23 protein-coding genes and 1 pseudogene are annotated in these 24,317 nt (G+C 65.2%); 15 read left to right on the plus strand and 9 right to left on the minus strand.

Going from position 1 to position 24,317, the window contains the following annotated elements:
• The first annotated feature begins 166 nt into the window (after window positions 1–166).
• Window positions 167–442 (plus strand): helix-turn-helix domain-containing protein, encoded by a 276-nt coding sequence (locus RM423_RS18615; protein WP_311424548.1) that lies wholly within the window; start codon window positions 167–169, stop codon window positions 440–442.
• A 118-nt stretch (window positions 443–560) separates the two neighbouring features.
• Window positions 561–1,784 carry a tyrosine-type recombinase/integrase gene (locus tag RM423_RS18620; protein ID WP_311424549.1) on the plus strand — a complete coding sequence of 408 codons (1,224 nt, stop codon included), beginning with the start codon at window positions 561–563 and terminating at the stop codon, window positions 1,782–1,784.
• A gap of 426 nt (window positions 1,785–2,210) precedes the next feature.
• Here the strand turns inward: RM423_RS18620 and RM423_RS18625 are convergent, their stop codons facing one another.
• Complete coding sequence (locus RM423_RS18625; protein ID WP_311424550.1) at window positions 2,211–5,615, minus strand: hypothetical protein; 3,405 nt, start codon at window positions 5,613–5,615, stop codon at window positions 2,211–2,213.
• 663 nt (window positions 5,616–6,278) lie between these two features.
• Here RM423_RS18625 and RM423_RS18630 point away from each other — a divergent pair.
• Both RM423_RS18630 and RM423_RS18635 read left to right on the plus strand, forming a co-directional pair.
• Entirely contained in the window at window positions 6,279–7,553 is a 1,275-nt protein-coding gene (locus RM423_RS18630; protein ID WP_311424551.1) for an AlbA family DNA-binding domain-containing protein, read from the plus strand.
• A gap of 117 nt (window positions 7,554–7,670) precedes the next feature.
• Complete coding sequence (locus RM423_RS18635; protein WP_311424552.1) at window positions 7,671–7,805, plus strand: hypothetical protein; 135 nt, start codon at window positions 7,671–7,673, stop codon at window positions 7,803–7,805.
• Window positions 7,806–7,829: 24 nt separating this feature from the next.
• Here RM423_RS18635 and RM423_RS18640 read toward each other — a convergent pair.
• Window positions 7,830–8,941, minus strand: a protein-coding gene (locus RM423_RS18640) for an IS3 family transposase (RefSeq protein WP_311424579.1) whose coding sequence is annotated in 2 segments (ribosomal slippage) — window positions 7,830–8,674 and window positions 8,674–8,941 — 1,113 coding nt in all. Because the reading frame shifts where the segments join, the coding sequence is not laid out codon by codon here.
• A gap of 185 nt (window positions 8,942–9,126) precedes the next feature.
• Between RM423_RS18640 and RM423_RS18645 the strand changes: the two genes are divergently transcribed.
• Window positions 9,127–9,642: a hypothetical protein gene (locus tag RM423_RS18645; RefSeq protein ID WP_311424553.1), complete on the plus strand. Its 516-nt coding sequence runs from the start codon at window positions 9,127–9,129 to the stop codon at window positions 9,640–9,642.
• A gap of 7 nt (window positions 9,643–9,649) precedes the next feature.
• Here RM423_RS18645 and RM423_RS18650 read toward each other — a convergent pair whose 3' ends face one another.
• Window positions 9,650–10,135, minus strand: coding sequence for a hypothetical protein (locus RM423_RS18650; protein ID WP_311424554.1), 486 nt, complete (start codon window positions 10,133–10,135; stop codon window positions 9,650–9,652).
• A 61-nt stretch (window positions 10,136–10,196) separates the two neighbouring features.
• Window positions 10,197–10,916, minus strand: a complete 720-nt coding sequence (locus RM423_RS18655) for a hypothetical protein (protein WP_311424555.1) — start codon at window positions 10,914–10,916, stop codon at window positions 10,197–10,199.
• 100 nt (window positions 10,917–11,016) lie between these two features.
• Between RM423_RS18655 and RM423_RS18660 the strand changes: the two genes are divergently transcribed.
• From RM423_RS18660 to RM423_RS18670, 3 genes are all read left to right on the plus strand, one after another.
• Window positions 11,017–11,637, plus strand: coding sequence for an SEFIR domain-containing protein (locus tag RM423_RS18660; RefSeq protein ID WP_311424556.1), 621 nt, complete (start codon window positions 11,017–11,019; stop codon window positions 11,635–11,637).
• Window positions 11,592–12,584 (plus strand): hypothetical protein, encoded by a 993-nt coding sequence (locus RM423_RS18665; RefSeq protein WP_311424557.1) that lies wholly within the window; start codon window positions 11,592–11,594, stop codon window positions 12,582–12,584. The genes RM423_RS18660 and RM423_RS18665 overlap by 46 nt, the downstream gene beginning before the upstream one ends.
• 104 nt (window positions 12,585–12,688) lie before the next feature.
• Window positions 12,689–13,333: a hypothetical protein gene (locus RM423_RS18670; protein ID WP_311424558.1), complete on the plus strand. Its 645-nt coding sequence runs from the start codon at window positions 12,689–12,691 to the stop codon at window positions 13,331–13,333.
• Window positions 13,334–13,362: 29 nt separating this feature from the next.
• Here the strand turns inward: RM423_RS18670 and RM423_RS18675 are convergent, their stop codons facing one another.
• Together RM423_RS18675 and queD are read right to left on the minus strand one after the other, a co-directional pair.
• On the minus strand, window positions 13,363–14,091 hold the full coding sequence (locus RM423_RS18675) for a 7-carboxy-7-deazaguanine synthase QueE (protein WP_311424559.1): 729 nt from the start codon (window positions 14,089–14,091) through the stop codon (window positions 13,363–13,365).
• Window positions 14,088–14,489 carry a 6-carboxytetrahydropterin synthase QueD gene (gene queD / locus RM423_RS18680; RefSeq protein WP_311424560.1) on the minus strand — a complete coding sequence of 134 codons (402 nt, stop codon included), beginning with the start codon at window positions 14,487–14,489 and terminating at the stop codon, window positions 14,088–14,090. The genes RM423_RS18675 and queD overlap by 4 nt, the downstream gene beginning before the upstream one ends.
• A 68-nt stretch (window positions 14,490–14,557) precedes the next feature.
• Between queD and RM423_RS18685 the strand changes: the two genes are divergently transcribed.
• From RM423_RS18685 to RM423_RS18700, 5 genes are all read left to right on the plus strand, one after another.
• Window positions 14,558–14,776: a helix-turn-helix domain-containing protein gene (locus tag RM423_RS18685; RefSeq protein WP_311424580.1), complete on the plus strand. Its 219-nt coding sequence runs from the start codon at window positions 14,558–14,560 to the stop codon at window positions 14,774–14,776.
• A 324-nt stretch (window positions 14,777–15,100) separates the two neighbouring features.
• Window positions 15,101–15,667, plus strand: coding sequence for an 8-oxoguanine DNA glycosylase (locus RM423_RS25820; RefSeq protein WP_396327788.1), 567 nt, complete (start codon window positions 15,101–15,103; stop codon window positions 15,665–15,667).
• A gap of 154 nt (window positions 15,668–15,821) precedes the next feature.
• On the plus strand, window positions 15,822–16,148 hold the full coding sequence (locus RM423_RS18690; RefSeq protein ID WP_311424561.1) for a hypothetical protein: 327 nt from the start codon (window positions 15,822–15,824) through the stop codon (window positions 16,146–16,148).
• Window positions 16,149–16,155: 7 nt separating this feature from the next.
• Complete coding sequence (locus RM423_RS18695; RefSeq protein ID WP_311424562.1) at window positions 16,156–17,403, plus strand: PfkB family carbohydrate kinase; 1,248 nt, start codon at window positions 16,156–16,158, stop codon at window positions 17,401–17,403.
• On the plus strand, window positions 17,400–18,038 hold the full coding sequence (locus RM423_RS18700; protein ID WP_311424563.1) for a 7-cyano-7-deazaguanine synthase: 639 nt from the start codon (window positions 17,400–17,402) through the stop codon (window positions 18,036–18,038). Before RM423_RS18695 ends, RM423_RS18700 begins: the two co-directional genes overlap by 4 nt.
• A 920-nt stretch (window positions 18,039–18,958) precedes the next feature.
• Here the strand turns inward: RM423_RS18700 and RM423_RS18705 are convergent.
• Both RM423_RS18705 and RM423_RS18710 read right to left on the minus strand, forming a co-directional pair.
• A complete protein-coding gene (locus tag RM423_RS18705) occupies window positions 18,959–19,345 on the minus strand; it encodes a retropepsin-like aspartic protease (protein ID WP_311424564.1) in 387 nt (128 codons plus the stop codon).
• Window positions 19,342–20,007 carry a DUF5678 domain-containing protein gene (locus RM423_RS18710; protein WP_311424565.1) on the minus strand — a complete coding sequence of 222 codons (666 nt, stop codon included), beginning with the start codon at window positions 20,005–20,007 and terminating at the stop codon, window positions 19,342–19,344. The genes RM423_RS18705 and RM423_RS18710 overlap by 4 nt, the downstream gene beginning before the upstream one ends.
• A gap of 656 nt (window positions 20,008–20,663) precedes the next feature.
• Between RM423_RS18710 and RM423_RS18715 the strand changes: the two genes are divergently transcribed.
• Together RM423_RS18715 and RM423_RS18720 are read left to right on the plus strand one after the other, a co-directional pair.
• A complete protein-coding gene (locus tag RM423_RS18715; RefSeq protein WP_311424566.1) occupies window positions 20,664–21,788 on the plus strand; it encodes a hypothetical protein in 1,125 nt (374 codons plus the stop codon).
• Between the two features lie 524 nt (window positions 21,789–22,312).
• A protein-coding gene (locus tag RM423_RS18720; RefSeq protein WP_311424567.1) for an IS3 family transposase occupies window positions 22,313–23,508 on the plus strand; the annotation gives its coding sequence in 2 pieces (ribosomal slippage) (window positions 22,313–22,574 and window positions 22,574–23,508; 1,197 coding nt in all).
• Window positions 23,509–24,020: 512 nt separating this feature from the next.
• On the opposite strand, the pseudogene RM423_RS18725 reads toward RM423_RS18720, so the two are convergent.
• Window positions 24,021–24,284, minus strand: a pseudogene (locus RM423_RS18725) (alpha/beta fold hydrolase); the annotation flags it as partial.
• Window positions 24,285–24,317 lie beyond the last annotated feature (33 nt).

Genomic DNA, 24,317 nt, shown 5'->3' on the forward strand with positions numbered 1-24,317 from the left:
TCACAAATTCCGAAGAACTATCGCAACGGAGCAGCCGCATGTCCCACCAGCCAGACACTCGGTTCCTGCCGAAGAAGCGGCACTCAAGCCCAACTCGCAACCGAACGAACCCGGGTGATGTCGTACTCACCGCTGCTGAAGCAACTGCATCATTCCGGGACGCCGCGTGAGGACACCGGCCGGGACCGGCCGAATCGACGCGGCGCCCCTGGGCGGGGTGTCAGGTGAGGAGGGCAGTGCGCCGCTGCTGTACACGCCGGCCGCCGCGGCCGAGCTGCTGGCGGTGCCCGAGTCGTGGTTGCGCCGCAAGGCCGGCCGCCGCCTGATCCCGTGCACGCTCGTCGGCAAGCACCTGCGCTTCAGCGCGGCCGACCTCGCCGCGATAACGGCCGGCGGGTCGCAGCCGGTGCTGCAGCTCCGTCGGCGACGCGGCCACCGCTAAACCCGGCACGGCACCACTGGATGGCGCGTGGACTTGATCTCCGCCGCAGACAGAGCGTTCATAGACGACCAGCCGCGAGAAACGACGGTCAGACGGAAAGAACGGGGGAGGACACGGCATGGCTTGGGTAGAGAAGAGCAGCCGCACCGCATGGCGGGTGCGCTACTGGAAAGACGACGGCACCCTCGGCTCGGTCAGCGGGTTCAGCACCAAGACCGCCGCCGACCAGCACGCCGCCGACATGGAGTCCGACCAGCGCGCCGGCACCTTCATCGACCCCGCCGCCGGCAAGACGACCGTTGCCGATTGGGTGCGGGACTGGCTGCCCGCTATCGATGTCAGCATCCGCACCGAAGAGGGTTACCGGGGCATGCTGCGCAACCACATCCTCCTGCGCTGGGGTAGCACCGCCCTGTCGGCCGTCTCCGGTATCCAGGTCGCCGCGTGGACTAAGGAACTCCGGCGCCGCCCGCTCGCCCCGGCTACGGTCTCCAGCATCCTCAAGCTGTTCACCATGATCATGGCCGACGCCGTCGCCGAGCGGCTGATCGCCTACAACCCGGTCCAACCCCGCCGCCGCGGGCGCGCCCACACCACCCGGCCCAGCGAGCAGATCTGGGCCAGCCCCGACGAGGTCCTGGCGATTGCCGACCAAGCTGCCGCTTGCTACGACCCGTACGGGGCCATGCTGATCGTCACCGCGGCCTGGACCGGCGCCCGCTGGGGCGAGCTCGCCGGCCTGCACCGCGACAACCTGCACCTCGGCGATGGCTGCGTCGTCATCGACCCGGATGTCGGTTCCCTGCACGAGGGCGCCCACGGCCAGCTGTGGCTCGGCCCGCCCAAGAACGCCGGATCCGCCCGCACCATCAGCCTGCCCGAGTTCCTCATCCCGCTGCTGAACTGGCACCTGCATGATGTCGACTCCGACTTTGTTTTCGTCACCCCCGATGGGCACTGGCACCGGCGCTCCAACTTCGCCCGCCGCTGCATGCGCCCCGCCGCCGACGGCAACACCGGCGACCTAGAGCGGCGGGCCAAGTTCACTCCGCCGCGCCAGCGCCTGACTGTCCTGACCGACCCGGTCAAGCCCGGCCTAACCTTCCACGGGCTGCGGCACAGCCACAAGACCTGGATGATCGCCGACCTGGTGCCCGAGATCGCCCAATCACGCCGGCTCGGCCATATCCTGCACGACAAGATCCAGCAGACCTACTCCCACGTGGCCCTCGAAGTTGAGCAGCGCCTGTTGGAGGGTCTGCAAGATCGGTGGGCGAAGGCTGTCGTCAACGCAGCTCTCGATGTCGACAACCCCAAGGTCAGGTACCGGCGCTTGCCCTGACCCGCGAATCATCGGACCTGGGTACACGTCATCAGGTCTCCGTGCGAGTAGCGCATCGTCATTCCTCGCAGCATCTATCCGTCGAGCTCTGTGTCGTGGCGTGTGCGAGACCCTGGATCAGCTCGAGGCGCCTGAGCTCGGTGGTGGTCGGCCCAGGAACCCCTCCAGGTTGGCCAGCAAATACTGGATCGCCGGCTGAGCAGGATCGTAGGCAACGGGATGAGGGCACTTCGTGGTCGCCTGCGCCTCGACCAGGTCCTAACCGGTTCTCCTCGGTCGAGGCCGATGTGTTGCAGCGCCAGACGGTCAGGGGGACCATGCCGGCGATGATCACGCGCTGGTCGGCAGCCCGCGCCGGGTCACGGTGCCTCGATCCGGACTGGGTCGCTACGATGTGTCGGCCAACAGCTCTACGTCGACCGACTGTCAGGCTCTGCGTGCGGCGGCCGGGAAACGTCGTAACAGTGCGGTTGCTTCGAGTTGGACGTGCCCGCCAAGCCGCACAGCACGTCGGACTAGTGGCGCGATGTCACGGCGGCGAGACGTGTGATGCTTCTCGGGCCGTCGAAGGCCACGATCCCAGCCTGACACCGCTCCCTCAGGCAAACGAGCGATCACCTTGTCGAGAAGCCCAGGAACAACTTCATCGCAGACAGCGGTCCAGTGACGTAGGCCTTCCCAAGGGTTGTGGAAGTTGGTGGCTGCGAGACCGATCGCCATCCGTTCCGCGTTCGAGGCGGCGACTTCGGCTGCGATCGTCGGGTCATGCTTGTGGAGCGAGTTGAGCACTTCGGCGGCAGCGTCCCAGTGTTGCTGATCCAGGCCCAGATCCAACGGGAGTCCTCGACGAAGGGCCCGGGATGCGATATCAGGGGCAATCCAGGCGACGTAGGGGTCAAGTTCGTCCATGACGGGTTCCAGCCGATCGAGGATTGCGTGTACTTCGGCACGCCGGCGGGCGTGCAGGAGCGCGGCAACAGCGAATGCCGTTTTCTGTGACTGCTGAGGCGTAGTCCGCACCGATGCCTCGAACCGCCCCATATCGACGCGATCGACGACGTCATTGAAGACGGGAAGGCCTACCTCGGATAGAAAGTAGACGAACGACTCGAAGTTCAGCTGGCCCCACTGGTCCGCCGGTCCAGCGATCGTGTCCGCGATCCGTTGCCGGTCAAGAGCGCCGACGAACGCTTTGAGCGCACGGGTTACTTCCGTAGGTGGCCGTCTAGATCCTCGGAGAAAACGGGGCCCATAACCGAGGCGAATGACGAGCGAGGTCATGTCGTTCCACAGGCGAACAGGGTCTGCCCCGAATTGGCGAGCTAAACGGTCGGCTGATCCCTCAAGCAGGTTCGTCGCGAGCTTGTAGTCGACCGACACTAGATCGGCAATCAGGCTCACAGCTCGCCAAAACTCCGGGTCGCCGTTCTTGAACATCTGCTGGTACGACTCATGGTTGAGGTGCGGGCTGATCGCCGCCCGCACCTCCGGCCCACCTGTATTGCATAGCCGATCGAGTGCGTGCCCCGTCGAATAGGTGTGGGGCCATCCGCCATCAAGGACTAGCAGGGCAAGCCGTTCCGGGTGCGCGTACGACGCGACTTCACGCGCATACTCCTCGTCGGGACGCTGGAGGCTGTTGACGAGGTCGCCGAGCGCCCATGCATTTTCGGGAGCGATGTTCGCGTACCACTCGCGCACGCGAGGTTCGTACGCTTTCAGCTTGTTGATGAGCGAGCTGTCATCCGAATAGGCGAGGGTGTCGGCAAGGAGTTGCGCTGCTGCGGCGACATCACCAGTTGCTGGCGTCGCGAGCGCGCGTTCGGCGAGCTTCGCGTCTCGCTCGGGACCGAGTACCTGCTGCCACCGTAGTACGGATCGCTCGTTTCCAAGGACGCCTCGGCCAGCGAGCCACGAGAGTCCACGCAAGGGAGTCGTTGGAGAATCGAGGAGAAACGCGATCAGTTTGCAGGTGACCTCGCGATCCGCCTTTACCTCTGCGTCAGGCAGATCCACGCGACTCGCCGAACCGACGGATGTTGGAGTGACTGTGGGCGGCCGAGGAGCCGGTGCCACGGCTGAGGCGATGGGTGGAACGCCCGGGCGCGCTGACGCTGGGCTGTTCCACGGAATCGGGTGCAGCATCCAGGACAGGACCGCGTAGGCAGACTGCAAGTGAGCACAGCGGAATCGCCCGTCCGATTCCAGCACGAGTCGCCTCGTCTTCAACTCTTCTAACGAGGAATCGATCCAAGCGCTACCCCGGCCCATCTCGGCCGCGAGACCAGCAAGCGTCGTCCGATCAACGCCCGCGTCGACACCGGCGATCTGTGCCGCGGCGATCGCCATGAGCGCGAGATCAGCACGTGCAACGTCGCGCAGCTCGATCGCATCACGCCGCATGCGTCTCCAGCCGCCCGTGAGCGTATAGAAGAACTGCCACGCCCCGTCTTCGTTCTCCGCCACGTCTATGCGGCGATCGAAGTGGATGTCCCGCGGGTACGAGCCGACCTGATCGTCCAGGTCGCTGATCAACGGGAACAGCGTTGTGCGCTCGTCACGCACCCACTCCGCCAGCCTGGAGACCGCCGCCTTAGCGCCGAGCCGTAGAGTCCGGACCCCTCCAGCGATATGGTCGACCCCGACCACCAGAATGAGGGTGTCGGCGTCTGCGTGTTCTGTCAGCTCACGCACCGTATCCGGCGGCAGATCCTGCGCGTCGTCCACCAGCAGGACTTTTGGCCGTGGAAACCAACGCAAGTCATCAAGCCACGAGCTCAGCCCTCGAGTGCGTGCGTCATCGCGCAGTCGAAGGGTCTCGAAACCTGCATCGGCCAGTTCCCGCAATGCCTGATATGCAGAGATCGACTTGCCAGTGCCCGTGGGACCATTCACGACGACGGCGTGATCTGCCCGCAACGCACGCACCAGTAGATCGACCTCGGCCAGGCGCGGACACGCGTCCACATCGCTGGGGCTAAGCCGCTCGCCTCGAAGTGCTGCCCGAATGTCGCGGCTGCCTTGGTAGGTAACCGTGTGCCAAGCGGCCTTGTCCTCCTGCTTCGCGTACTCGCCGGCCAGCAGGGGCAGCGCATCCTCAGCGCTCATTTGGAGATCGCCCGCGCCGGCAGCAGTGGGGCCGACGCGAACCGTGCGCCAGGTCTCGTCCACCGGCCCGATCAGGTCCTCGACGACAGTCCGGTCTCGTTCCGAATAGCCGATGATCAGCAGCGTGCGGGCGTGAGCATCAGCGAGCCGATCCATTGCTTCCTTGAGCTCAAGTGGGATCAGCCCCGACTCGTGCGGAAGCGTCCAGGGCGTCTTGGGTCGAGCGGCATCGCCATGCGGCTTGAACAGCACACCCGGCGGAAGTGGCACGCCGTAAAGACGCCGGTAGGCCTGTTCGAGTGCAGTGTCCCAGTTGAGGGAAACGACGCATTCGACTATGCCTGCATGGATCAAGCGGGCAAGCGCCTCATGACCGGGTGACGGCCTGCTGGAGCGCTCCGTGTCCAGACGTGAGAACTGGTATTGGAACCTGCCGAGTGCTGCGACACTGCCCGAGACGGCCTTCCATGCAAGCTGCGCAGTCTCCCAGGTGTCGCCGACGAGTTGCTTCGCGGGCTGGTCGGGTCGCCCCAGAGCTGCGGCCATCTCGGCCCGAGCTGGGGCGTCGGCATCTAGAGCGTCCCATAACAAGGTGTTGAGACCCACGGTCATTGGGAATCTGGCACTGATCGAGATGCCTGCACCGACCACGACGACGCCGCCCAAAGCTAGGTGCTGCCCCACTGCGGCAACGCGCGAGTCCGTTTCGGCGGTCGACGTCAACGTGCCCCCGTTCGCTCGGCGTGCCGTCAGGACATTGTCGCTGGAGTTGGCGGCAGAGGTCGCGCGGCTCGCACGCCATGATGCGGATCGTGACGCCGCGCAAGGGAGCTGCTCGAGTCGGTGACGCCGAATCGTATTTGAAGAGGCTGATCAGGTCGGTGGAGTTACGCGACCTTTGTGACATTCTGCGCGCACGGCAGATACGAACCGTCGGGCCTCTGAGGACCAGGCGAGACCGCTCCTGCCCCTGCATCGACGGCGGCTCAGCTCATCTTGCAGTCAGGCACCGGGTCCGTCGATACCGTGTTCCAGCTCGACCCAGGCGCCTCGTCGACGGGTCCTTGACGTCGAGGCCGTCGCCCAGATCCGTGGTCGAGGCCAGGTTCAGGTATCGCCGCACGCGCTCCTCCCGGGTGCCCTTCACCGCCGGACAGTCAGCTCTCTTGCTGCTGCCGGCCGTGTCGGTGACGAGGATGCGCGCGGTCGTGCGGAGCAAGAGTGACCTTGTCCGCCTCGATCGGTGTGTTCTTGGATCGTTGGGCTAGGTCATGCGTCTCCTCGACTCGACCCGTTCGAGGTTTGCCTGATCGTAGGCAGCTGGGGAGCGCGAAGAGGGCGGCGATCTTGGTCGTCGTTGTCGGGGGCGTCGTGGATCATTGAGCCGTGGATCAACACGCGTTGCGTCGTCGATGGCTACCTGTCGATGAGGCAGGGCTGCTGACCGCCTTCGGCGATGGTCTGCTGGACGAGCGGAACTGGTGTGAGCTGAAGAAGCTGCTTGGCGACGGCAAGGCGGCGAATCTCGAACTCGCTCGAGATCTGGCATCCCTCGCTGTCGACGGTGGCAGCTTGATCATCGGGATCGATGAGGATCAGCCGGGTGGTGATCCGCTGCACCCAGTGGCGTTGCGGGGTCTGTGCGAGCGGATCGAGCAAGTCGCCGCGACCCGCGCTCAGCCGCCCCTCCAGATTGAATGCAGCACGGTCGCCGCGCAGAACGCGGGAATGGGTTACGTGATCGTGCATGTCCCGGCGTCACCGTTGGCGCCTCATCAGGTCGAGGGCGCCTACTACGGGCGCGGTGACAAGACCAAACGACGTCTGCCCGATCCTGAGGTCGAACGGCTGTTTGCGCGCCGGGCGTCGTGGTCGGTCGGCGTCCAGGAGGAGTTGCAGCGTCTGCGGGCCTACCGTGCCTCGATCGAATCTGAGACTCCACAGCTCTACGCCGCCGCTCGCCCGGTCGGCGGCTGGCCCGAGATGTGTCGGGCACTTGTGGGTGACCAAGGATGGGAGCAGCGGCTGAACACGCTTCGCCGCCAGGTAGCCAACGACCCGGCCACACTGGAGGCGCTAGGCAGGCTCTACCTGACACCGTCGGTCGACGGGCCGCTTGGTGGGCTCGCGCATCAGGAGAAGACATCGACTGGTGCCCGGCTCACCGCCCGTCAGCCTGGTAGCCCGGCGGAGTCGACACCGGAGTGGTGGAACGTCGACCTGGACATTGACGAATCCGGACTCGTCTGGCTGTTCGCCGGCAAGGTCGGCGAAGCCAACCAGAACTACAATGGAGTCGGCTTCACCGGGGTGTACCTCGAGGTCGTGGCGTCGATGATGCGTGGGCTGATGAGTTGTGCCGTATTGCTCTCCGAGGCAACAGGACACGCCGCGAGCTGGGACATCGGAGTCACCGTGAGCAATCTGTTCGGCGCGCGGGCCCTGCCCAACGCCCGGACACCCCGCACCCTGACACTCGGGCTGATTGGCAACCCCTATGACGCGCGGGAGTACACGGGCACGGCGCGTGTCAGTCTCACTGAACTGATGAAGAACCCGGGGATGGTGGCACAGCGACTGCTCGGCCTGCTGGCACGCGGTATGCACGCGGACGCTTACTTGGTCCCGTTGCTGACCGCTCCCACTCCTCCGAGGGAATAGCGGCCTCCCGCCCGACTTGGTCAGTTGTCGCCATGCCAGAGGGCGTCGCGCGATTGTCGAGCTCGACAGGCGAGTGGTGTCGTGCGAGCAACAGACCGCGGGTGCGACGCTAGTCCGATGGAGCATACGGACGAGCAAGAGCTGGCGACCGCGCTCAACGATGCCAGTGGTCAAGCGGCGCGGGTTGCGTGCTGTTCGGCGTTGGGGCTGGGGCTCGCCGAGGTTGGCCGGGTGGCCGGACCCGAGAACTGATCCACGGTTTGTGAGAGTCGGTTATCAGTGGGTGCAGGCTGCAGCGTAGTCGGCTGGTGCCTGGTAGCCGAGGGAGCTGTGTCGTCGGCGGTGGTTGTAGTCCTCCTTCCAGTCGCTGATCACGACCCTGGCCTGGGCGAGTGACCAGAAGATGTTGATGTTGAGGCATTCGTCGCGGACCCGGGAGTTAAACGACTCGACGTAGCCGTTGCGCCACGGCTCGCCCGGTGGGATGAAGGACAGTCCGACGCGTTCGCCGGCCCAGTCGGCCATCGCATCGCACGCGAACTCTGGGCCGTTGTCGCAACGCAGCACCGCCGGATAGCCGCGGGTGGTGGCGATGCAGTCGAGTTCGTCGATGAGGACGTCTGCGGTGATCGAGCGTTCCACCAGGCCGCCGAGGCATTCGCGGGTGTGCTCGTCGACGATGGACACGATCTTGATCGGGCGGCCGTCGGTGGTGGCGTCGAACTGGAAGTCCACCGCCCACACGGCGTTCGCCGCATCGGCCTTCGGTCTGTCGGGTGCTGTAGACGTGCCGAGGCGTTTGCGTCGGCGGCGCTGCGGCACCCGCAGGCCTTCCTCGCGCCACAGCCGCTGGACCTTCTTGTGGTTCACGGTCCACCCCTCGCCGCGGGCATCGTGATACGCCGGGCGGAACCCTCGCCGAGGATGGTCCTTGGCGTACTGACGAAGCCAGGTCCGCAGCCCGGCGTCCGGGTCGCCCACGGTGGTACCCACGGGCTCTCGTCGCTGCGTTGTTCGGTTCTGCCCGGTGACCCGGCAGGCGAACCGCTCACTCAACCCCATCGTGGCGATGAGGTGAGCAACGGCCGCCCGCCGGCGTTCCGGGCTTAGAAGTTTCCCCGGGCGATCTCCTTCAGCGCCGCCTTCTCCAGCTCGGCGTCGGCCAGCAGCCGCTTGAGCGTGGAGTTCTCCCGCTCGAGATCCTTGAGCCGTTTCGCGTCGTCGGCCTTGAGCCCACCGAACTGGTTACGCCAGCGGTAGTACGTCTGCTCGGCGACCTGCAGCTCGCGGCACACGTCGGCGACGTCCTTGCCCTCGCCCAGCATCCGATCAGCCTGCGCCAGCTTGCGCACGACCTGCTCCGGACTGTGTCGCTTCCTCGTCGTCATCGTCATCGAGCCTTCCTGCCCACATCGTGGGCGGCAAGACTCTCACACCACCTGGATCAACCAACCGGGGTCAGGCCACGGGTCCTGTGGGTCGGGGGCTACATGGTTGGCCCGGATCGGGTCGCGGTGAGAGTCCGTTCGCGTTCGGTAGCGACGCGACGGTCGGGCTCGCGACCGTCGCTCAGGTGGGTGCAGAGCTTCTCGGCGGGGTTGCTGTGTTGTTGCCGTTGGGGAACCGCTACGCGGCGTTGGCGCTGATCCGGCAGCTCGTCGAGGTCGAGTATCTGGCATGGGCTTTCGTCGAAGACGAACCGGAGGCGGCGAACTGGCTTCGGTCGACTCCGCAGGAACGTAGACGGAGATGGCAGCCTGGGCAGCTACGCGCCCGTTCGGCCGGTCGCTTCCGCGGTACCGACTACGGCAGGCACTGCGAGATGGGTGGGCACCCGACACCGGATGCTCGACGGGCCCTGCCCGATCACGTCGACCGTTTCCCGGTCGGATTGTGTTGGTATGAAGCGGCCACTCATGGTGTGAGCATCTGGGAGTACGTCAAGGCCGCCGCAGAGAAACTGGGCTACGGCGACGTTATCGAGGGGCTCTCGTCCGCGACGAGTCTTGATCCAGCGGTGGCGACCTGGCGAGCGTCTGATCGACTGCATGCGCTGCTCGCGGGTGCCAGTGCCCCGTTCCAGCTTTAGCCCCTGGCTAACGATGTGGTTTGGAGCGGCGAGTGTTCGACGTGATTCTTGGCGGGCGTGGTGGATGGAAGCGCAGCTCGCTGTTGGCTGGGGCGCTACGAACCGCGTCGGCAAAGAACTGATACCACCCGGGACTCAGCAGCACTGTGTAGTCCGGGGCGCCGCCAGCTCGAACACCGCAGGCGTCGGGGTCGGTGAACTGGTCATCGATCCGCAGGTCGGGTGGCAGCGAGCCGACGTGGACCAGTTCGCACCGCAGCCACGTGTAGAACAGGCTGTCCATGTCGACGGGGACGCCACGATGTTCGACGGCGATTGTCCAACCGTGGGTGGTCTTCATGAAGGCCTCGAAAGCCGCTCTGTCGCCTCGGACATTCGGGAACGTGCGGCGGGCGGTGGCGCTGACCGCAACGAGCACGTTCAGAAGTGCGCCCTCGCGTCGGCCGTAATGCCACAGCAGGTCAGCGTCCGCGACCCGGTCCACGATCGACATGCGGTCATCATGCCTTCCCGGGCACCGACAATCAGGGGGCCCGCTCGGCCGAACTTGGGAGCTACTGCCCGTCGACCAAGTCATCCTCCTCGGCGATCGGCCGCTGCACATCGACGTCTGCACTCCCGAGTCGATTCATAGCGCTCGCCACCGTGTCGTCGAGCAGGCTGTCGATTTGATCAGGTCGAAGGCTGTACTGCCCGGAAGCGATCTCGCCAACCACGATTGCGCGTACCTCTCTGCGTGACCTGACCTGATCTTCGTAGTCCGCGGCTCGGGCTTCATCGATTCGTGCCTGGGCAATGGCGCTGCGTCCTCGGGCGGCGTAGGTACGTCGGACCGATGCCCAGTTGCCGAGAATGAGAAGCAGGGTCTCAATGACCCCGCCGGCCGCGACTATCAGCTCTCCGGTCAGGGGGTTTTCGTACCTGAGGCCGGCCACGAAGACGTCGCTGTCTGTCTCGAGATCAAACTCCCGCAGGTAGCTCGCCACCGCGCGCTCCACCGCCCGCGACGTGCCCCCGCCCGCGCCTCCGAGGAGCGCCGCGGCAACGTAGCCGCTCCGAGATAGATACGGGTCAAAAAGCTCCGGATAGTTCGACAACCAACGCCCGGGCTCACGAAGCACCTCGCGGAGGGCGGTGCTGCGAGAGACCCCATCCTGAAGGCTGGCCCCAAACTGGCAAACAGTGTTCAGATCCTCGACCGCTTTAGCGAGCACGTCCAAACCGACCTCGGCGCCCAAGTTCAACGACACGGACAGCTGCGTCTTGGGCGTCATGACATGACCGTAGAGCCAAGGGCTCCCCGAAGCACGACCGACCACGGCGGCGCGCGAGTCCTCATGGACGCGGCTGCGAGGGTCCGTAGCATCGGTTCCGATGACTCCGCAACCACCGACTGCCTTCGTCACCTGGGCACACAGCGGCGCCGGCTGGACCCAGACTCAGCGTGAGGACTGGGCCGAGACCGTCGCCCAGTTCGCCGGTGCGCTGACGATTCACGGCGTCGACACCGATCTCGACTTGTATCACCTCACCGAGCCCGGCACCGACTGGACTCGATACGGGCCGCAAGCGATCGAGAGCGCGAACTTCATCCTGTTCGCCGTCTCCCAGGCTTGGACTCGACGCTTCGATGGGACTGAGGATCGGAGCGTTGGCGCGGGAGCAAGCCAAGAAGCCGACGCTCTGCAAGGCATCTACCAACGCGACCGGGAGGAATTCCGTCGGCGTGTCATGCTCGTGTACCTCCCGGGCGCAGATACCGGCGAGGTGCCCGCGACCCTGCACAACCTGCTGCGCTTCACCCTCCCTGCGCTTACCAGGCCCCACCTCGATGACCTACTACGTGCGCTGCACGGCCAGCCGAGATACGTTCGCCCGGCCTTGGGTGCGGCACCTGACTTCGAGACCGCTGCGCCCGCGACGATGAGAGCCATGCTGGCCTTGAACGCATGCGCGGCGGACTCGCAGCGTTCCGAACCAGCCTGGCCCAGCTGACCGAGCCGGAGGCGGCCGCGACGATCCGTGGCATCGCCGCAGCGTTCGACGCTGACGTTGCCGACGGCGCGGTACCCCAGCCATCAGTGCCACCTCAGTCGGGCTCAACCGACCCAGCCCGTTCGGTCCGGTACCGTCCGCAGTTCCTCTTGCCGCCCCAGGGCCACCCCAACACGTGGCGCACTGAGCCGCTGCTGCGCCTGCGGGTCGCCACCACGATCGGACCGGCGACGGTCGACACCGTGGACCGACTCGGCCCGCGCATTCACCGAGCGGTGATCGACAGTCTCGACAGCAGCCAGCTGTCGAGGTCGCTGCGTACCCTCACCCGCCAGCACGTGCCGGTCCTCGCCGACGATGAAACCGGCGCCCCGACGAGCAGACAACATCTCGGTGATTGGCAAATCGCCAACGACGACCATCTCACTGGTGACCACGCCGCTTACCGACTCGGCGGCGATGCCAGTAGCGGAATCGTCGGCTTCGTGGGTGTCTCACTGCCGGCCTTCAGCCACGCAGGCGAAGCACACGTTGTTCTCGACATCGGTATCTCGGTCGCCGAACCGGTCAGCATCCTCGTCATCGGGCGACTCCTCACCGACGGACTCGTCGCCCTCCGCGACGCCGGCGATGCCCTCTCGCCCGTCCTGCCGGCCGACGCGCAGGCTTCCCTGACCGGCATCACCCTGACGGCACCACGCATGGTGGCCGGCCAGTCACGATCCAACCCAATCAGCGGGCGCGTTGACTTCTCCCCGATGGGTGAGCACACCCGCGAACTCAGCATGGACCTCGGCATCAGCTTTGAACTCTGGTCGGACTTCGACGCGAATGACGCGGGCGGCGTGATAGTCGGCGCGATCGAGGCCATGATGGTCGATGCTGGCTTCAGCGACCCAACCGATGGTATCGACGAACTAGGGACTCGGCTGAGCGTGCAGCGCTGAGTGTTCGGTCCGAACCGATCTTGAAGTTGCCCGGAGCGGAACCGTCGCAGTTGTCGTGACGTGGGTATGACGGGCACGCTTGGCGTGGCGCTGGGGAGGATGACGTGGCGGGTCGACGACCGACCTGGCTGGATGGCCGGGTTGACGTGCTGCTGGCATCGCTGGAGGACTACGGCATGGACGCGTCCCGAGTGTCCGCGGCCGAGTTGATTCAGGAACGCGTGCAGTGGGTCGCCACAAACATGCGGATCAGTCCGGCTACGGCGCGCCGCTATCTGACTGACGACGCCCTACGCGACCTGGCCCGCACGATGGTCGTAACGGTGGCCGACGAAGCTCCCGGTGCGGATGTGCTCGCCTCTGCCCGCACTTCCGCGCTGCCGATTTCAGTCCTGGGCCGCTGTGTCGCCGGTCTGTCCGAGGCGATCGTGCTCAGACTCGCCAAGCGCGACGACCTCGACCACGTCCGGACCACCACTGCCCAGCTGGCACAGACCCTGTCCGCCCTCGGCCAACTCACCGCTGACCATCACGTCACCGGCGACCGCGTCACGCGAATCGGCGAGCCGGTCGTGATGGCGCCGCCTGCACTGTTGAACCGCGCCGCCCGCTATCTCGAGGCCGCCGCCGCGCTGGTGCGCGACAACGGCGTGATGCCAAGCGGGCTCGACCCCGCCCACGCAGCCCAGCTGGCTGACACATTCGACACTGACGCGGCCAGCCTGCGCTACTACGCAGGCGGCTCATAGCCCAGGCGCGCCTTACGCGTCGAAGGGTGCTAATGGCCGCGATCATTTCCCCATAAATCAAGGTGCCAACGCGGGCTCACACCCCATCCGCGTTCGGCAGCTGGGCCTGCGATCGCGCGGCTCCGTTCCTGTACGTCTCCTGCTGTAGTGCCTTCGGCCATCACCATCACCCGCGACAGGTTGTGTTCGCTGACTATCGACGCGACTTCCTCGAAGTCGTTCAGACCCGTAACAACGAACTTGAACCAGCTGTAGTCACGGGCGCCGAACGCGGCCAGTGCCTCGGAGTTGATTCGACGTTCGAGGGGCACTCGGCTATGTGCAAGCTTTGGGCTAACGACAGCTAGGTCGAACAGATCAAGCAGGCCGGACAGCGGTACGACCGTCCCGCTGGTCTCCAGGTGTATGCGGCGGCCAACTAGTGCAGGTTGGGCGAGCGCATTGAGCAGCGCGCGCTGTTGGAGCAGCGGTTCTCCGCCGGTTACTACGAGCAGATGTTCCGTGGAGCCGATATTGGCAAGCATGGCAGCCAGTTCCGCCGCCCCGTGCTGCCGGACACCACCATCCGTTGGGCTGGCATAGTCCCAGCTGTACCGGGTGTCGCACCAGTCGCAGCCCACGTGGCAGCCTGCCAGCCGCAGGAATACCGCTGGTTGTCCGACGGCTGGCCCCTCACCTTGGATTGTTGGGCCGAAGATTTCGCTGACGGTAAGCAGGTGCGGCCGTCCGCTGGTGGTTTCACTGCTGAGGGCTGTCATGACGGTCCGTGAGCGCGCCCCGGCGCGATCTCGTCGTCACGGAAGGAGGTTGCATCGACTGTGACATAGGCCGTTGACGTCTCCCATAGGCGAACTTGGCTCGTTGCCAGCCCGGCGTCGTGCAGCCAACACCAGACGGTGACGGCAACGTTCTCGGCGGTGGGGTTGTCGATGATGTCGTTAAGCATCCGATGGTCGAGTCGGTCAAGGACGTGAGACTTGATGACCTCTCGGATGTCTGCGAAGTCGGCCACGATGCCGTGGTCGTTGAGCGGGCCGGCGACGCTTACTTCGAGTTTGTAGGTGTGCCCGTGCAGTCGAGAGCACAGTCCGGGGTGCCAGCTGAGGACGTGAGCAGCGTGGAACTCCACCACTTTTGTTACGGACACGGTGGTCATGGGCTCACGGTAGACGGCGGCGTGCCGTGTCGCCTTTGATGAGGTAAACATACATGTATGTTTACCTCATGGTCCGGCACTCTACGAGCCCGCAGGAAGCGGAATTCGGTAAGAGGCTTGGTCGCGTAGTGCGTGGGGCACGCGAGTCGAAGGGGTGGAGTGCGCCCGACATGGCGGGCGTCGCTGGGGTGAGTTTGGATGCGATCCGCAGCATCGAGTCAGGACGGGTGGCCAGCCCGGGTTTCGCGCTCATCGTCCGGCTCGCCGCATGCCTGGACATCGATTGAACCAGTTGGCACGCCAATCAGAGGGAACATCGAATGGATAGTCATGTGCCTGTGGTGCCGGGTATTGAGGGGTCCGTCGCTGGGGCGGGAGCACCCCGACAGGTCGCAATGGATGCCTTGCGTGGTCCGCTCGTTGAGTTGCCCGTGCGGACTGTCCGAGGTCAATCAACGGGGGCGCGGCGAGCGTGGTGGGGGCAGTCCTGGCAGCTAGGCACGGCGGCGTACTGGGTTCAGCTGGCGCTCGACGCCAGAAATCCTCACTCCTACACACTCGGCCGGTGCCTGGAGGAGGAGCTGGCCGCCTGCATCCTGGGAGGCTTCGGGATGCCAGCTTCGACATCGGCGGCGGCATTTAGACGGGTTCGTGACACGGGCCTTCTGCGTGGGCCTGAGCGGGTCGATTCTCGCGAACGGGCCCTGCTCCATGCGCTGCAGGCACCTCTATGGGTCGATGGATCACTCCGCCGCTACCGGTTTCCGAAGCAGCGCGCGCATCGGCTTGCTGCGGCGCTCGACTTCCTCGAAGCCGGTGTGGCGCCACGCGACCCGCTTCAGCTGAGGGACTGGCTGCTCGATGTTCCGGGCGTCGGTCCGAAGACAGCGAGCTGGGTGGTACGGAATCACCTGTCCAGCGACGAGGTCGCCATTATTGATGTGCATATTCGTCGCGCCGGTCTCGCTGCGGGCATCTTCGATGCTCGCTGGCGGCTGCCGCGAGACTACGGATTGTTCGAGGACGCGTTTCTGGGGTGGGCGCGACATGGTCGGGTCTCACCGGCGTTGTTGGACGCCTGCATCTGGGGAGTCCTGGCTGCCGCGGGGAGGGCCGCAACCGACATACTCGGAACTGCGGTTGGTCCGCTGCGGCCGGTGTGGCCGGTCACGGCGTAGTGCGATCATCCGCTCGAGCCGGACGCATCACACCGGCTTGCACCCTGGCTCGGACGAATCGCACCTCACCATCGGCGCGCGGCACGGGCTGGTGACCTATCGGCAGCTAGGGTCGATCGTGGGTGGTTTCTGCGCCCAGAGACTGGAGGAACAGATGAGCGGCAGCGACCCGACGACGACCGTGAGTTTAGGTGGCGGCGGTTCCGACAACGACTGCCCAGGACAGCCGTTCGAAACCGTTCTTGGCTCTCCGGACCCTGACGTGGTGGCGACACTCTCGATCGGTGATCAGCTGACGCTGGCCGCCGTCGAAGAGCCTGCGCGAGGCGTATTCGCGCGGACGCAAGACGGTCGCAACGTGGGGGCGGTTGTCCGCAACATTGTGGCTCTGCGCGGCTGTCTCGCCGCGGGGTTCTCCTACTCAGCGATTGTTCAGAGGATCGAGGGCGGCTCGGTGACCATCTGGGTGACGGGCGCGTGAGCCTCGCATGATCGTTGTCGGTGGCACCTACCGAGAGGTGTGCGTCAGACCGGACTGGAACTATCTGGCGGGTTCAGGTCTGCGTGCTGCGGCTGCCTTGTCGGGTCGCGCTGCGACCGGGATCGTGACGCTGCATACCGCCGTCGACGAGCGCATGAACGAGGAGGCCGAGCTGGTCTACGACGCGCTCGGCGTTACGAGAGCCGTTATTGAAAGAGACGAACCAGTCGAATTTCGGTTCTTCACCCCGCTGTCGCACCCCGCGGTTTCGGGGCCTAACGCCAGCATGGAGGATCTGAACGCCGAAGCCGACACGGCACTCGTGTTCGGTTTGATCGAGTCTGGCCACCGCAGGGTCGCCGCCGATCGCATCGTGCTAGACCCGCAGCAGCCACGTGACCTGAAGCCGTTGAAGTTGGACGGACTCGTCGCCGATGAGTTGATCGTCGTCGCCAACTCCACTGAGGTCCGCAAACTCGCAGGGAACATCGCCGACCCCTCGGAGGCGACTAAGGAACTGCTCAACCAAGGTGTCGATGCGGTCGTGATGAAGGGTGGCGCATCGGGCTGTGACGTTACCTGGCTCGACGGCGGCGAGCTCCGTTTCGCTCACGTCGGCGCGCATCCGACGCGCAGCGTCTGGCCGGTTGGCTCGGGCGACGTATTCTCGGCGGGATTCTCCTACGCGCTGCACTCCGGCGCCGACATTGTTCAAGCCGCTCGCGTCGCGTCAGCGTCGGCCGCCCATTGGTGCTCGACCAAGGTTCCGGCGGTCCCGCCAGCGATTCTTCGTGGCGAGCTCTCCGGCAGCGGGTTGCCGGATCCAATGCCGGAGCGCCCTGGGCCGAAGGCGAGAGTGTATTTGGCGGGCCCATTCTTCAGCACGTCCGAACTCTGGCTGGTCGATGTGGTCCGCCGCAGCCTCCTCGCCCTTGGTGTTGATGTGTTTTCTCCGGTGCATGATGTCGGGCTCGGCGGCCTGGAGGTTGCGGAAGCCGATCTTGCCGGTCTTGCTGCCTGCAGCGGCGTGCTCGCGCTGTTCGACGGCGCCGACCCGGGAACGATTTTCGAGATCGGCTGGGCGGTGAAGGCGGGCATCCCTGTCGTGGGGTTCGCGGACCGGTTGGACGCCGAAGGTACCAAGATGCTTGAGGGTTCCGGCGTGGAGCTACATCGCGATCTAAGTTCGGCGGCATATCGGTCGGCGTGGGTGGCGATGGGTGCGGCAGTGGTGCCGGGCTGGGTCACCAAATGACGGTTGATCCGCCTCATCGAAGCCTTGGCGCGCGTCCGGAGCTGCTCTTGCTGTCCGGTGGCCTGGATAGTGCCGCGCTTGCCGCGTGGCGGCAGCCGTCAGCAACCTTGTTCATCGATTATGGCCAGCGTCCCGCTATCGCAGAAGCACGGGCGGCGGCTGCGGTGGCTTCTGAACTCGGGCTGCACCACGATGCGATATCGGTCGACGCTCCCGAAATCGGCGGTGGACTTCTCGTCGACGATGTGACTCTTCCGGGCGCACCCAGTCCAGAATGGTGGCCGTATCGCAATCAGCTACTCGTAACAGTTGCCGCAGCGTGGGCCCTGCGTACCGGACGGGCTGGACATACGATTGTTGTCGGGTCGATCGTCAGCGACGGGTCGCGTCACGCTGATGGGACTCGGGCGTTCTACGACGCGCTCGACACGCTGCTTTGCTTGCAGGAGGGAGACGTGAGCGTAAGCGCACCGGCACTCGAACTCGAGTCGGCTGAACTTGTTAAGCGGTCTAATATCACCGATTCGGTTCTCGGATGGACCCACTCCTGTCATCGCGCCAACTACCCGTGCGCCGAATGCCCGGGCTGCTACAAACGCGCTGCGGTGCTACTCGAGTTGAACCGGCTGCAATGACCACACCGACCGAACATGAGATATTCAGCGGCGCTTCGTCGGACGCTTCAGATAGCACTTTCCTACCAGAGACCCTGCCCGCCGAGGCTGAGCGCAGCTTCGCGGAGGCGCGCGTCTGCCGGCCAATTCTTGCCGCCGATCTCGCCGGCCATATGGAGCCCGCGCGCCCCCGCTGGATTCAGGAGCTTGAACCCATCGACGAACAGGCGACGTGGTCGGCTGATGTCAGCGCTGCTTCACGCGAGCAGACCTGGAGCGTGAGCGACGCCCTGACTCATCGGCAGTCTCGACGGCCGTCAGGGACGCCAACGGTCGCGGCCGTGACAGCGCTCCTGTCACGGCTATGCGACATCCGTCGTGTTGGCGTCGATGCGGCCGGCCGCGAGTGGTCGAGCCGGGCGGTGCCCTCGGCCGGCGGAACGCATGCCATCGATGTCCTTGTGCATGTGCCCGTAGTCGGCCCGCTCCAAGGTCCAGCCGGGTCCTCGTCGCATCCATCGCAGTGGTATCGGTGGGTCCCGGCCGGGCAAGCGGCAAACGGATCTGTTGGCCGATTGGAACAGATCGGCTTGGACGGCGACACAGATTCGAAGGTAAGCGCAGCTCTTGCCGACTCTCACGGCGGACGGGTGCCGCCTCTATCGGTCGTTGCCGTTGCCGACACAGTTCGGCTATTCCGTCGCTATCCTCTAGGTACATCATTGTTGTGGCGTGACGCTGGCGCGTTTCTGATGACCACGCATCTGCTTGCGACCGAGCTGGGGCTCGCCTCTACGCTGCTCGGGTGCGGGGGTCAGGTGGTTGGAGGATCGCGAGACTGGCCCGTGATCGTCGTGGGCGCAGTCGCAGTGGGCTCGTCCGGGCTGTAAGACGCCACTCTCGTCGATTATCTCGCCTGCGACCTATCCGTTAGATAGGCGCTACCGGTGGATCAATGCCAGGTAGTTGTCGCGGGCAACAATGCGGACAGCGAACTCGTCGAAGAAGCCGCGCAGACCTAATACCTCGTGTGGATGGTTCCAGTTTTGGGGAAATGCGACGGGCGCCGTCCACGTCCACTGACCGACCTGCAGTCGGATGTGGTGGACGTTCGCAAGGTACGTTCCGTTCGCGATGGTGACCCTCTCAACAGGACCCGTGGAGAGGTCGATCCCGAGATGTTCGGCCCATTGCGGATGGAAGCGGTTGGCCATTGCGCCAGAGTCAACCAGGGCAACAGTTGTCACTCCGGGCGAGTCCGGAAAAGCTATGCTCACAGTCGGCCGTAGTGCCGTCTGCCCTGGCAGCGCGCCGAACCTGACTCTCACGGAAGCGCGGGATCCTCGGTGCCCGTTTCGGGTACAAAGACGACCATGATCGGCGAGTCGCTCGCGGCATGGGCCTCGGTGCTAACCGCGGTCGGCGAGTCGGCCACGGCGACGACGTGTTGGTCTCTCAGAGCAACCCAGCGGCCCGCATGCTCGGTTAGCATCGCTGCGGTTTTCGCAGTGAGGGGCGGCTCAACGAGCTGGTCCTCACGTCCTTCGCCCATGCCCGATGCGTCGTCGGCGTCAATACGAAGCTGGCCGGGAGAGTGAGCGGGTACGACCACGTCGACGTCCGAGACCGGGGCGAGTGTCGTGTGGCGCGCGTAGGAGCCCGCCGAGAAGCCGGGCTCGGTTGCTTCAGGCCCGGTCCACTGGCCGGTGCCTCTGTGAACGGACAGGCCGAATGCCTTAAGCACGCGGGTTATCTCGATCCAGGTGAACAGATTCTCACTCGTCGTATGCCCAGTGGCCTGCGTGATGACGTCGATGGCTGGCAGCAATCGCTCGTCAATCTGCACCCAGACCCGCGATGGGCGCGGTGTCGTGACCGCTCGCGCACCGGTGAGGATGGCGTCTAGCGTCAGCTCGTGTTCTAAGCCTTTTCGGGTACGCAAGCGCACCGGTCCACTCACAGCATGGTCTCTCGTATCCAGGTCCGGCATGTCGAAACTCCTTCCCCGCAGATGCGATGCCCATCCTAAGGTCAGTATGCCGGTAGCCCGGAGTTCAGGACGGAGGACTAGCCGGCGTTACGTCAAACGGAGGCGCCTCATAGTGTCGCGCTCGCCCGATGGTCCGCCGCGACCCACGAGGTGTCGCCGCGATCGCGCATGAGCATGCCGAGCGCCATGCTCTACGAGACGGCGTTGCTCTGCCGCGACGATGAGATCTTCATGCTGAGCACGCTAGCTCAGCGTGCCGATAAGTTCGCCGATCCAGGCGACCAACGCGCAGGCCGGGGCGCTCCGGTAGCGTCCCGGCCGACGGCCTACTGCTTGGTCACCTGCTGCCGTTCGGGATCGGTCTCGGTCTTGCATCGATCACAGTCGGTGCAACGCCTACGCATGCCGCTGGTGGGCGGCAGGACCTGCGCATGCGGACCGGGATGTGGGCAGGCGCCGCACTGGAGTCTGTCCATCGGGTCACCTCCAATCTGCAGGGCTTGCTGGATGCAGTGGCCCCTCCATCACTTCGGCGACATGAGCCGGCACCGGACAGTATGGGTTTCAAAAATGGGACGCGGGTCACACCTCGCATGCTCCGCCCACGACAGGCTGCCACTCTGGCGCAGGTCGTTCAGTGGGACGAGGCTCGGTACATGACGAGCACAACAGTCGTAGTCGGGGACGCCGTCGAGCATGACGGGCTGCTCTGGGCGCCCAAGTCAGGCGCGACGGCGAGCGCCGAAGAGTTCATCGCTGCCCGGACGCGGATCGTCGAGCTGCAGCAGCGGTCGCAGTGGAACCCCTGGGTGATGGACGACCACGAGGCCGAGTGGGATGCGGCGGTTGAGGTCTTTGAGCAGTGGACGCGGGCCGAGCCGGGTTTCCGGACGAAGACCAGCCGGCAAGTCGACGCGTGGATGGCCCGATTGGACCGCGAGTTCGAAGCGAAGCGGAAGCGGGAAGATCGCGAGTATGAGCGCAACAAGATGCGCTACGACCCGGAACGCGAGGCGTCCCGACTGGCACTGCTCGAGGACCAGGCCTACGAGCGGTATCTCCTGCATCAACTCGATGACTATCGCTCGGGACGCTATGGGTGGGGGCTGCCAGCCGAGAAGCGGGAGGCGGAGATCGCCGAGCTGGAGGACAAGCTGGCGACGTGCCGGGCGCGGATCGAGCAGCTGATCCCTGTCGTTGGCGATTCCGAAGATGTCGTTGACCGACGTGGGTGGCTGCCGTCCGACCGGCGCGAGCTGAGCCTGTCGATGTACAGGTTCGATCGGGAGCGGGAGGTGCGGGCGCTCCGTGCGGCCATCGTGGAGCACGAGGCAGCGTTGAAGGCGACCAAGGACAAGGCAGAGCAAGCCGAGATTCGGCCGAAGCTGCAGGACGCCCGCTACAAGCTCGATGGGTGGCTGGCAGTGCCGCCGCTCACCGCGGACGAGATGTGCTCGGAGTGCGCCCGGCCGCTCGCGAATCACGGTTGGCGCTTGACGCACTGGGACGGACCCTGCGCTGCCTGGCCACGGCATGCTGCACATATCCGCGAAGTGCGCGAGATGTTCTTCAAGATGGTCGAGCGGTCCAAACCAGCCCCGCCACCACCGCCAAAGCCTGAGCCGCTCGCGGTTGTGCCGTCGGGCCTGCCGATCGCCGACGTGATGCAGCGTCTGGCCGAGATCCAGAAGCAGCACCCGGACGCGGTCGTGAAACGAGGAGGGGCCAACCGGTGGGAGGTATGGCCCAACACTCGCCCCGAGGATGCTGGCCCTAGCTAGGCAAGCCTGTCTCCCGCACCGTTTCGGGTGGAGGAAATCTGGAGGATCGATCTGCAGTCAACGGATCTGAACGGCTCTGAACGGCAGTCAACTGCACCAGGTATGTCCCGGGTGGATGCGGATACCCCAGCAACATGGGGCCTGTAGCGGGGTGAGCGTTCGGCCTGGCAGTGTGGGGGTCAGGGGTTCGAATCCCCTCAGCTCCACCCATCTCAACCACAATATGTGGTATCTCCGGCCTCGTTTAGGTCTACATATTGAGGGCTGCTCTCGTCGATGTCACGGCCTTGTCCGAGGGCTGGAGCGAAACTGGAGGATTGAATCTCCGGCCTCCAAATAGGGTCAGGAATCGCTCCACAAATCGATGTGAAGTCTCGGGGCCAAGCGGAGCGCCCGTCCCTATCGCTGGCAACATCCGCGACGTTTCCTACACGTTGCCTCCTCCGGTTCCGTCGCAGCCCGCGCCCAGCGGTGGGGTGTACCAAGGATCTTGGACAGTTTCTCTCTCCTGAGAGGATCTGTTCATGGTCGAGCAGCGTCGAAGGTTCAGTCCGCAGTTCAAGGCTGAGGCTGTCCAGATGGTGATCGAGACAGGGAAACCGATTGCTGACGTCGCCCGGGATCTGGGTGTCAATCACGGCACGTTGGGCAACTGGATGAAAGCGTGGCGGCATGCCAACCCTGAGCCGGACCCGGCGTTGTCGCCGGTCGAGCGTGCGCGTGTGAGTGAGATGGAAGCCGAGATCCGGCGGCTGCGGATGGAGAACGAGTTCCTGAAAAAAGCGGCGGCCTTCTTCGCCAGGACGCACCCGTAGCCGAGCGCTGCGCGGTGATCGAGGTGGAGAAGGCCGACTACGACGTGGCCTGGATGTGTCGGCTGCTGCGGGTTCCGAGGTCGAGTTTCTATGCCTGGCGCAACCGGGCCGAGACCGCCGGGCAGGCCCGCCGCCGCCAGCTCGCGACCGAGGTGGGACGGGTGTTCGGGGTCGGTCGCGGCGCGTATGGCTGCCGCCGGGTCACGGCTCAGCTGAACCGTGAGGGTCATGAGTGTTCGGTCGGGCTGGTAGCTGACTTGATGCGCGAGCTGGGCTTGGCTGCCGTGCAACCACGGGCCTACAAGCGGACTACCGTCCGCGGCCAGACCCCGGTGGACAGTCCGGACCTGATCGCCCGCGACTTCACCACCGACGGCGTCCCCGGACAGCGTCTGGTCGGTGATATGCCCCCGCAAACGGGAGGTGCCCCCTCCTACCTGCGCACCGGTGAGGGGTGGCTGTATCTGGCGACCGTGATCGACCTGGCCACCCGGATGGTCGTGGGCTGGCAGATGGCCGAGCACATGCGCACCTCGCTGGTCGTCGACGCCCTGGCCATGGCCCGCGACGGTGGGCATGTCCTGGCCGGTGCGGTCTTTCACTCAGACCGCGGAGCCCAGTACACCTCAGCCGAGTTTCACCAGTATTGCCAACGGATCGGCGTCCGGACCAGCATCGGGCGGACCGGAGTGTGCTGGGACAACGCGGTCGCTGAGAGCTTCTTCTCCGCCCTGAAGAACGAGATATTTCACCACCACCGCTTCACCACCCGGGCCCGAGCCCGCTTCGCCGTCGCCGACTACATCGAAGTCTTCTACAACCGCCGACGGCTGCACTCCAGCCTCGGCTACCGCACCCCGCACGAAGCCCTCAACGACCACCGAACCGCAGCAGCCGCTGCATGATCAACAACCGAGAACCTGTCCAGAATTATTGACACACCTCACGGTGCTGCGGTGCCCTTTGGCACGGCTCGGGTTAGCCGATGGTGGCAATCCATCGGTGAGGTGCCTTAAGCCGAAGGGCTCGACACGGCACCTTACCGACGGCCGAGCCCAGAATGCTGGAGTTGATGTCAGCCTGGCGTGAGTTGGGCTGGCTCGCGGCGTCCCGTCTACGCAGCGCTACACCGGCGGGTGGCTACTCACGCTGGGGGGTCTGAAGAAACCTAATGCTTGGACAACTGCCTGGGCCAGGATGTCCGCCGCTGACGTGCTCGGAACAGGCCGTCGGGGTCAAGCAGCCTCTTCGAGCGGGCTGTCCTCGGTTGCGATCAGGGCTGTCCAGCATTCGTCGTCCAGCGGACCGCGTTACGCTGTTCGAGCACGGCGGCTTGTTAGAACGCCAACACCGACCGTGGGCATCGGCGCAGCTTTCAGGGTGGCCCCGTGCGGGTGGGCCGGGGCTGCCCGGGAGCTCAGCGGCCCAGGAAGTGGAGCATGGCGTCGTTGAATTGCTGTGGATGGGAGGTGTTGATGCCGTGCGGCCCGTCCTGGATGAGGACGACTTTGCTGCCAGCGATGGCGTCGTGGGAGCGTTTGCCGCTGGCTTCGAATGGGACGATGGCGTTGGAGTCGCCGTGGATGATCAGGGTCGGGACGGTGATCTTGGCCAGGTTGTCGCGGAAGTCGGTGTGTCCGAAGGCGGTGATGCAGTCGCGGGTCGGCTTAACGGACACGCTCTCGGATCGTCGTTCCTTTAGCGGGCCTGTCAG

The organism is Jatrophihabitans lederbergiae (assembly GCF_031845305.1).
GTDB lineage: Bacteria > Actinomycetota > Actinomycetes > Mycobacteriales > Jatrophihabitantaceae > Jatrophihabitans_A > Jatrophihabitans_A lederbergiae.

What these genes read in the sequence shown, in the direction of transcription:
- RM423_RS18620 (WP_311424549.1), top strand. Translation starts at nt 561, where the DNA reads ATGGCTTGGGTAGAGAAGAGCAGCCGCACCGCATGGCGGGTGCGCTAC.
- RM423_RS18635 (WP_311424552.1), top strand. Translation starts at nt 7,671, where the DNA reads ATGGAGCATACGGACGAGCAAGAGCTGGCGACCGCGCTCAACGATGCC.
- RM423_RS18650 (WP_311424554.1), bottom strand. Translation starts at nt 10,135, where the DNA reads ATGTCGATCGTGGACCGGGTCGCGGACGCTGACCTGCTGTGGCATTAC.
- RM423_RS18655 (WP_311424555.1), bottom strand. Translation starts at nt 10,916, where the DNA reads ATGACGCCCAAGACGCAGCTGTCCGTGTCGTTGAACTTGGGCGCCGAG.
- RM423_RS18660 (WP_311424556.1), top strand. Translation starts at nt 11,017, where the DNA reads ATGACTCCGCAACCACCGACTGCCTTCGTCACCTGGGCACACAGCGGC.
- RM423_RS18665 (WP_311424557.1), top strand. Translation starts at nt 11,592, where the DNA reads ATGCGCGGCGGACTCGCAGCGTTCCGAACCAGCCTGGCCCAGCTGACC.
- RM423_RS18675 (WP_311424559.1), bottom strand. Translation starts at nt 14,091, where the DNA reads ATGACAGCCCTCAGCAGTGAAACCACCAGCGGACGGCCGCACCTGCTT.
- queD (WP_311424560.1), bottom strand. Translation starts at nt 14,489, where the DNA reads ATGACCACCGTGTCCGTAACAAAAGTGGTGGAGTTCCACGCTGCTCAC.
- RM423_RS18685 (WP_311424580.1), top strand. Translation starts at nt 14,558, where the DNA reads ATGGTCCGGCACTCTACGAGCCCGCAGGAAGCGGAATTCGGTAAGAGG.
- RM423_RS25820 (WP_396327788.1), top strand. Translation starts at nt 15,101, where the DNA reads ATGCCAGCTTCGACATCGGCGGCGGCATTTAGACGGGTTCGTGACACG.
- RM423_RS18690 (WP_311424561.1), top strand. Translation starts at nt 15,822, where the DNA reads ATGAGCGGCAGCGACCCGACGACGACCGTGAGTTTAGGTGGCGGCGGT.
- RM423_RS18695 (WP_311424562.1), top strand. Translation starts at nt 16,156, where the DNA reads ATGATCGTTGTCGGTGGCACCTACCGAGAGGTGTGCGTCAGACCGGAC.
- RM423_RS18700 (WP_311424563.1), top strand. Translation starts at nt 17,400, where the DNA reads ATGACGGTTGATCCGCCTCATCGAAGCCTTGGCGCGCGTCCGGAGCTG.
- RM423_RS18710 (WP_311424565.1), bottom strand. Translation starts at nt 20,007, where the DNA reads ATGCCGGACCTGGATACGAGAGACCATGCTGTGAGTGGACCGGTGCGC.
- RM423_RS18715 (WP_311424566.1), top strand. Translation starts at nt 20,664, where the DNA reads ATGACGAGCACAACAGTCGTAGTCGGGGACGCCGTCGAGCATGACGGG.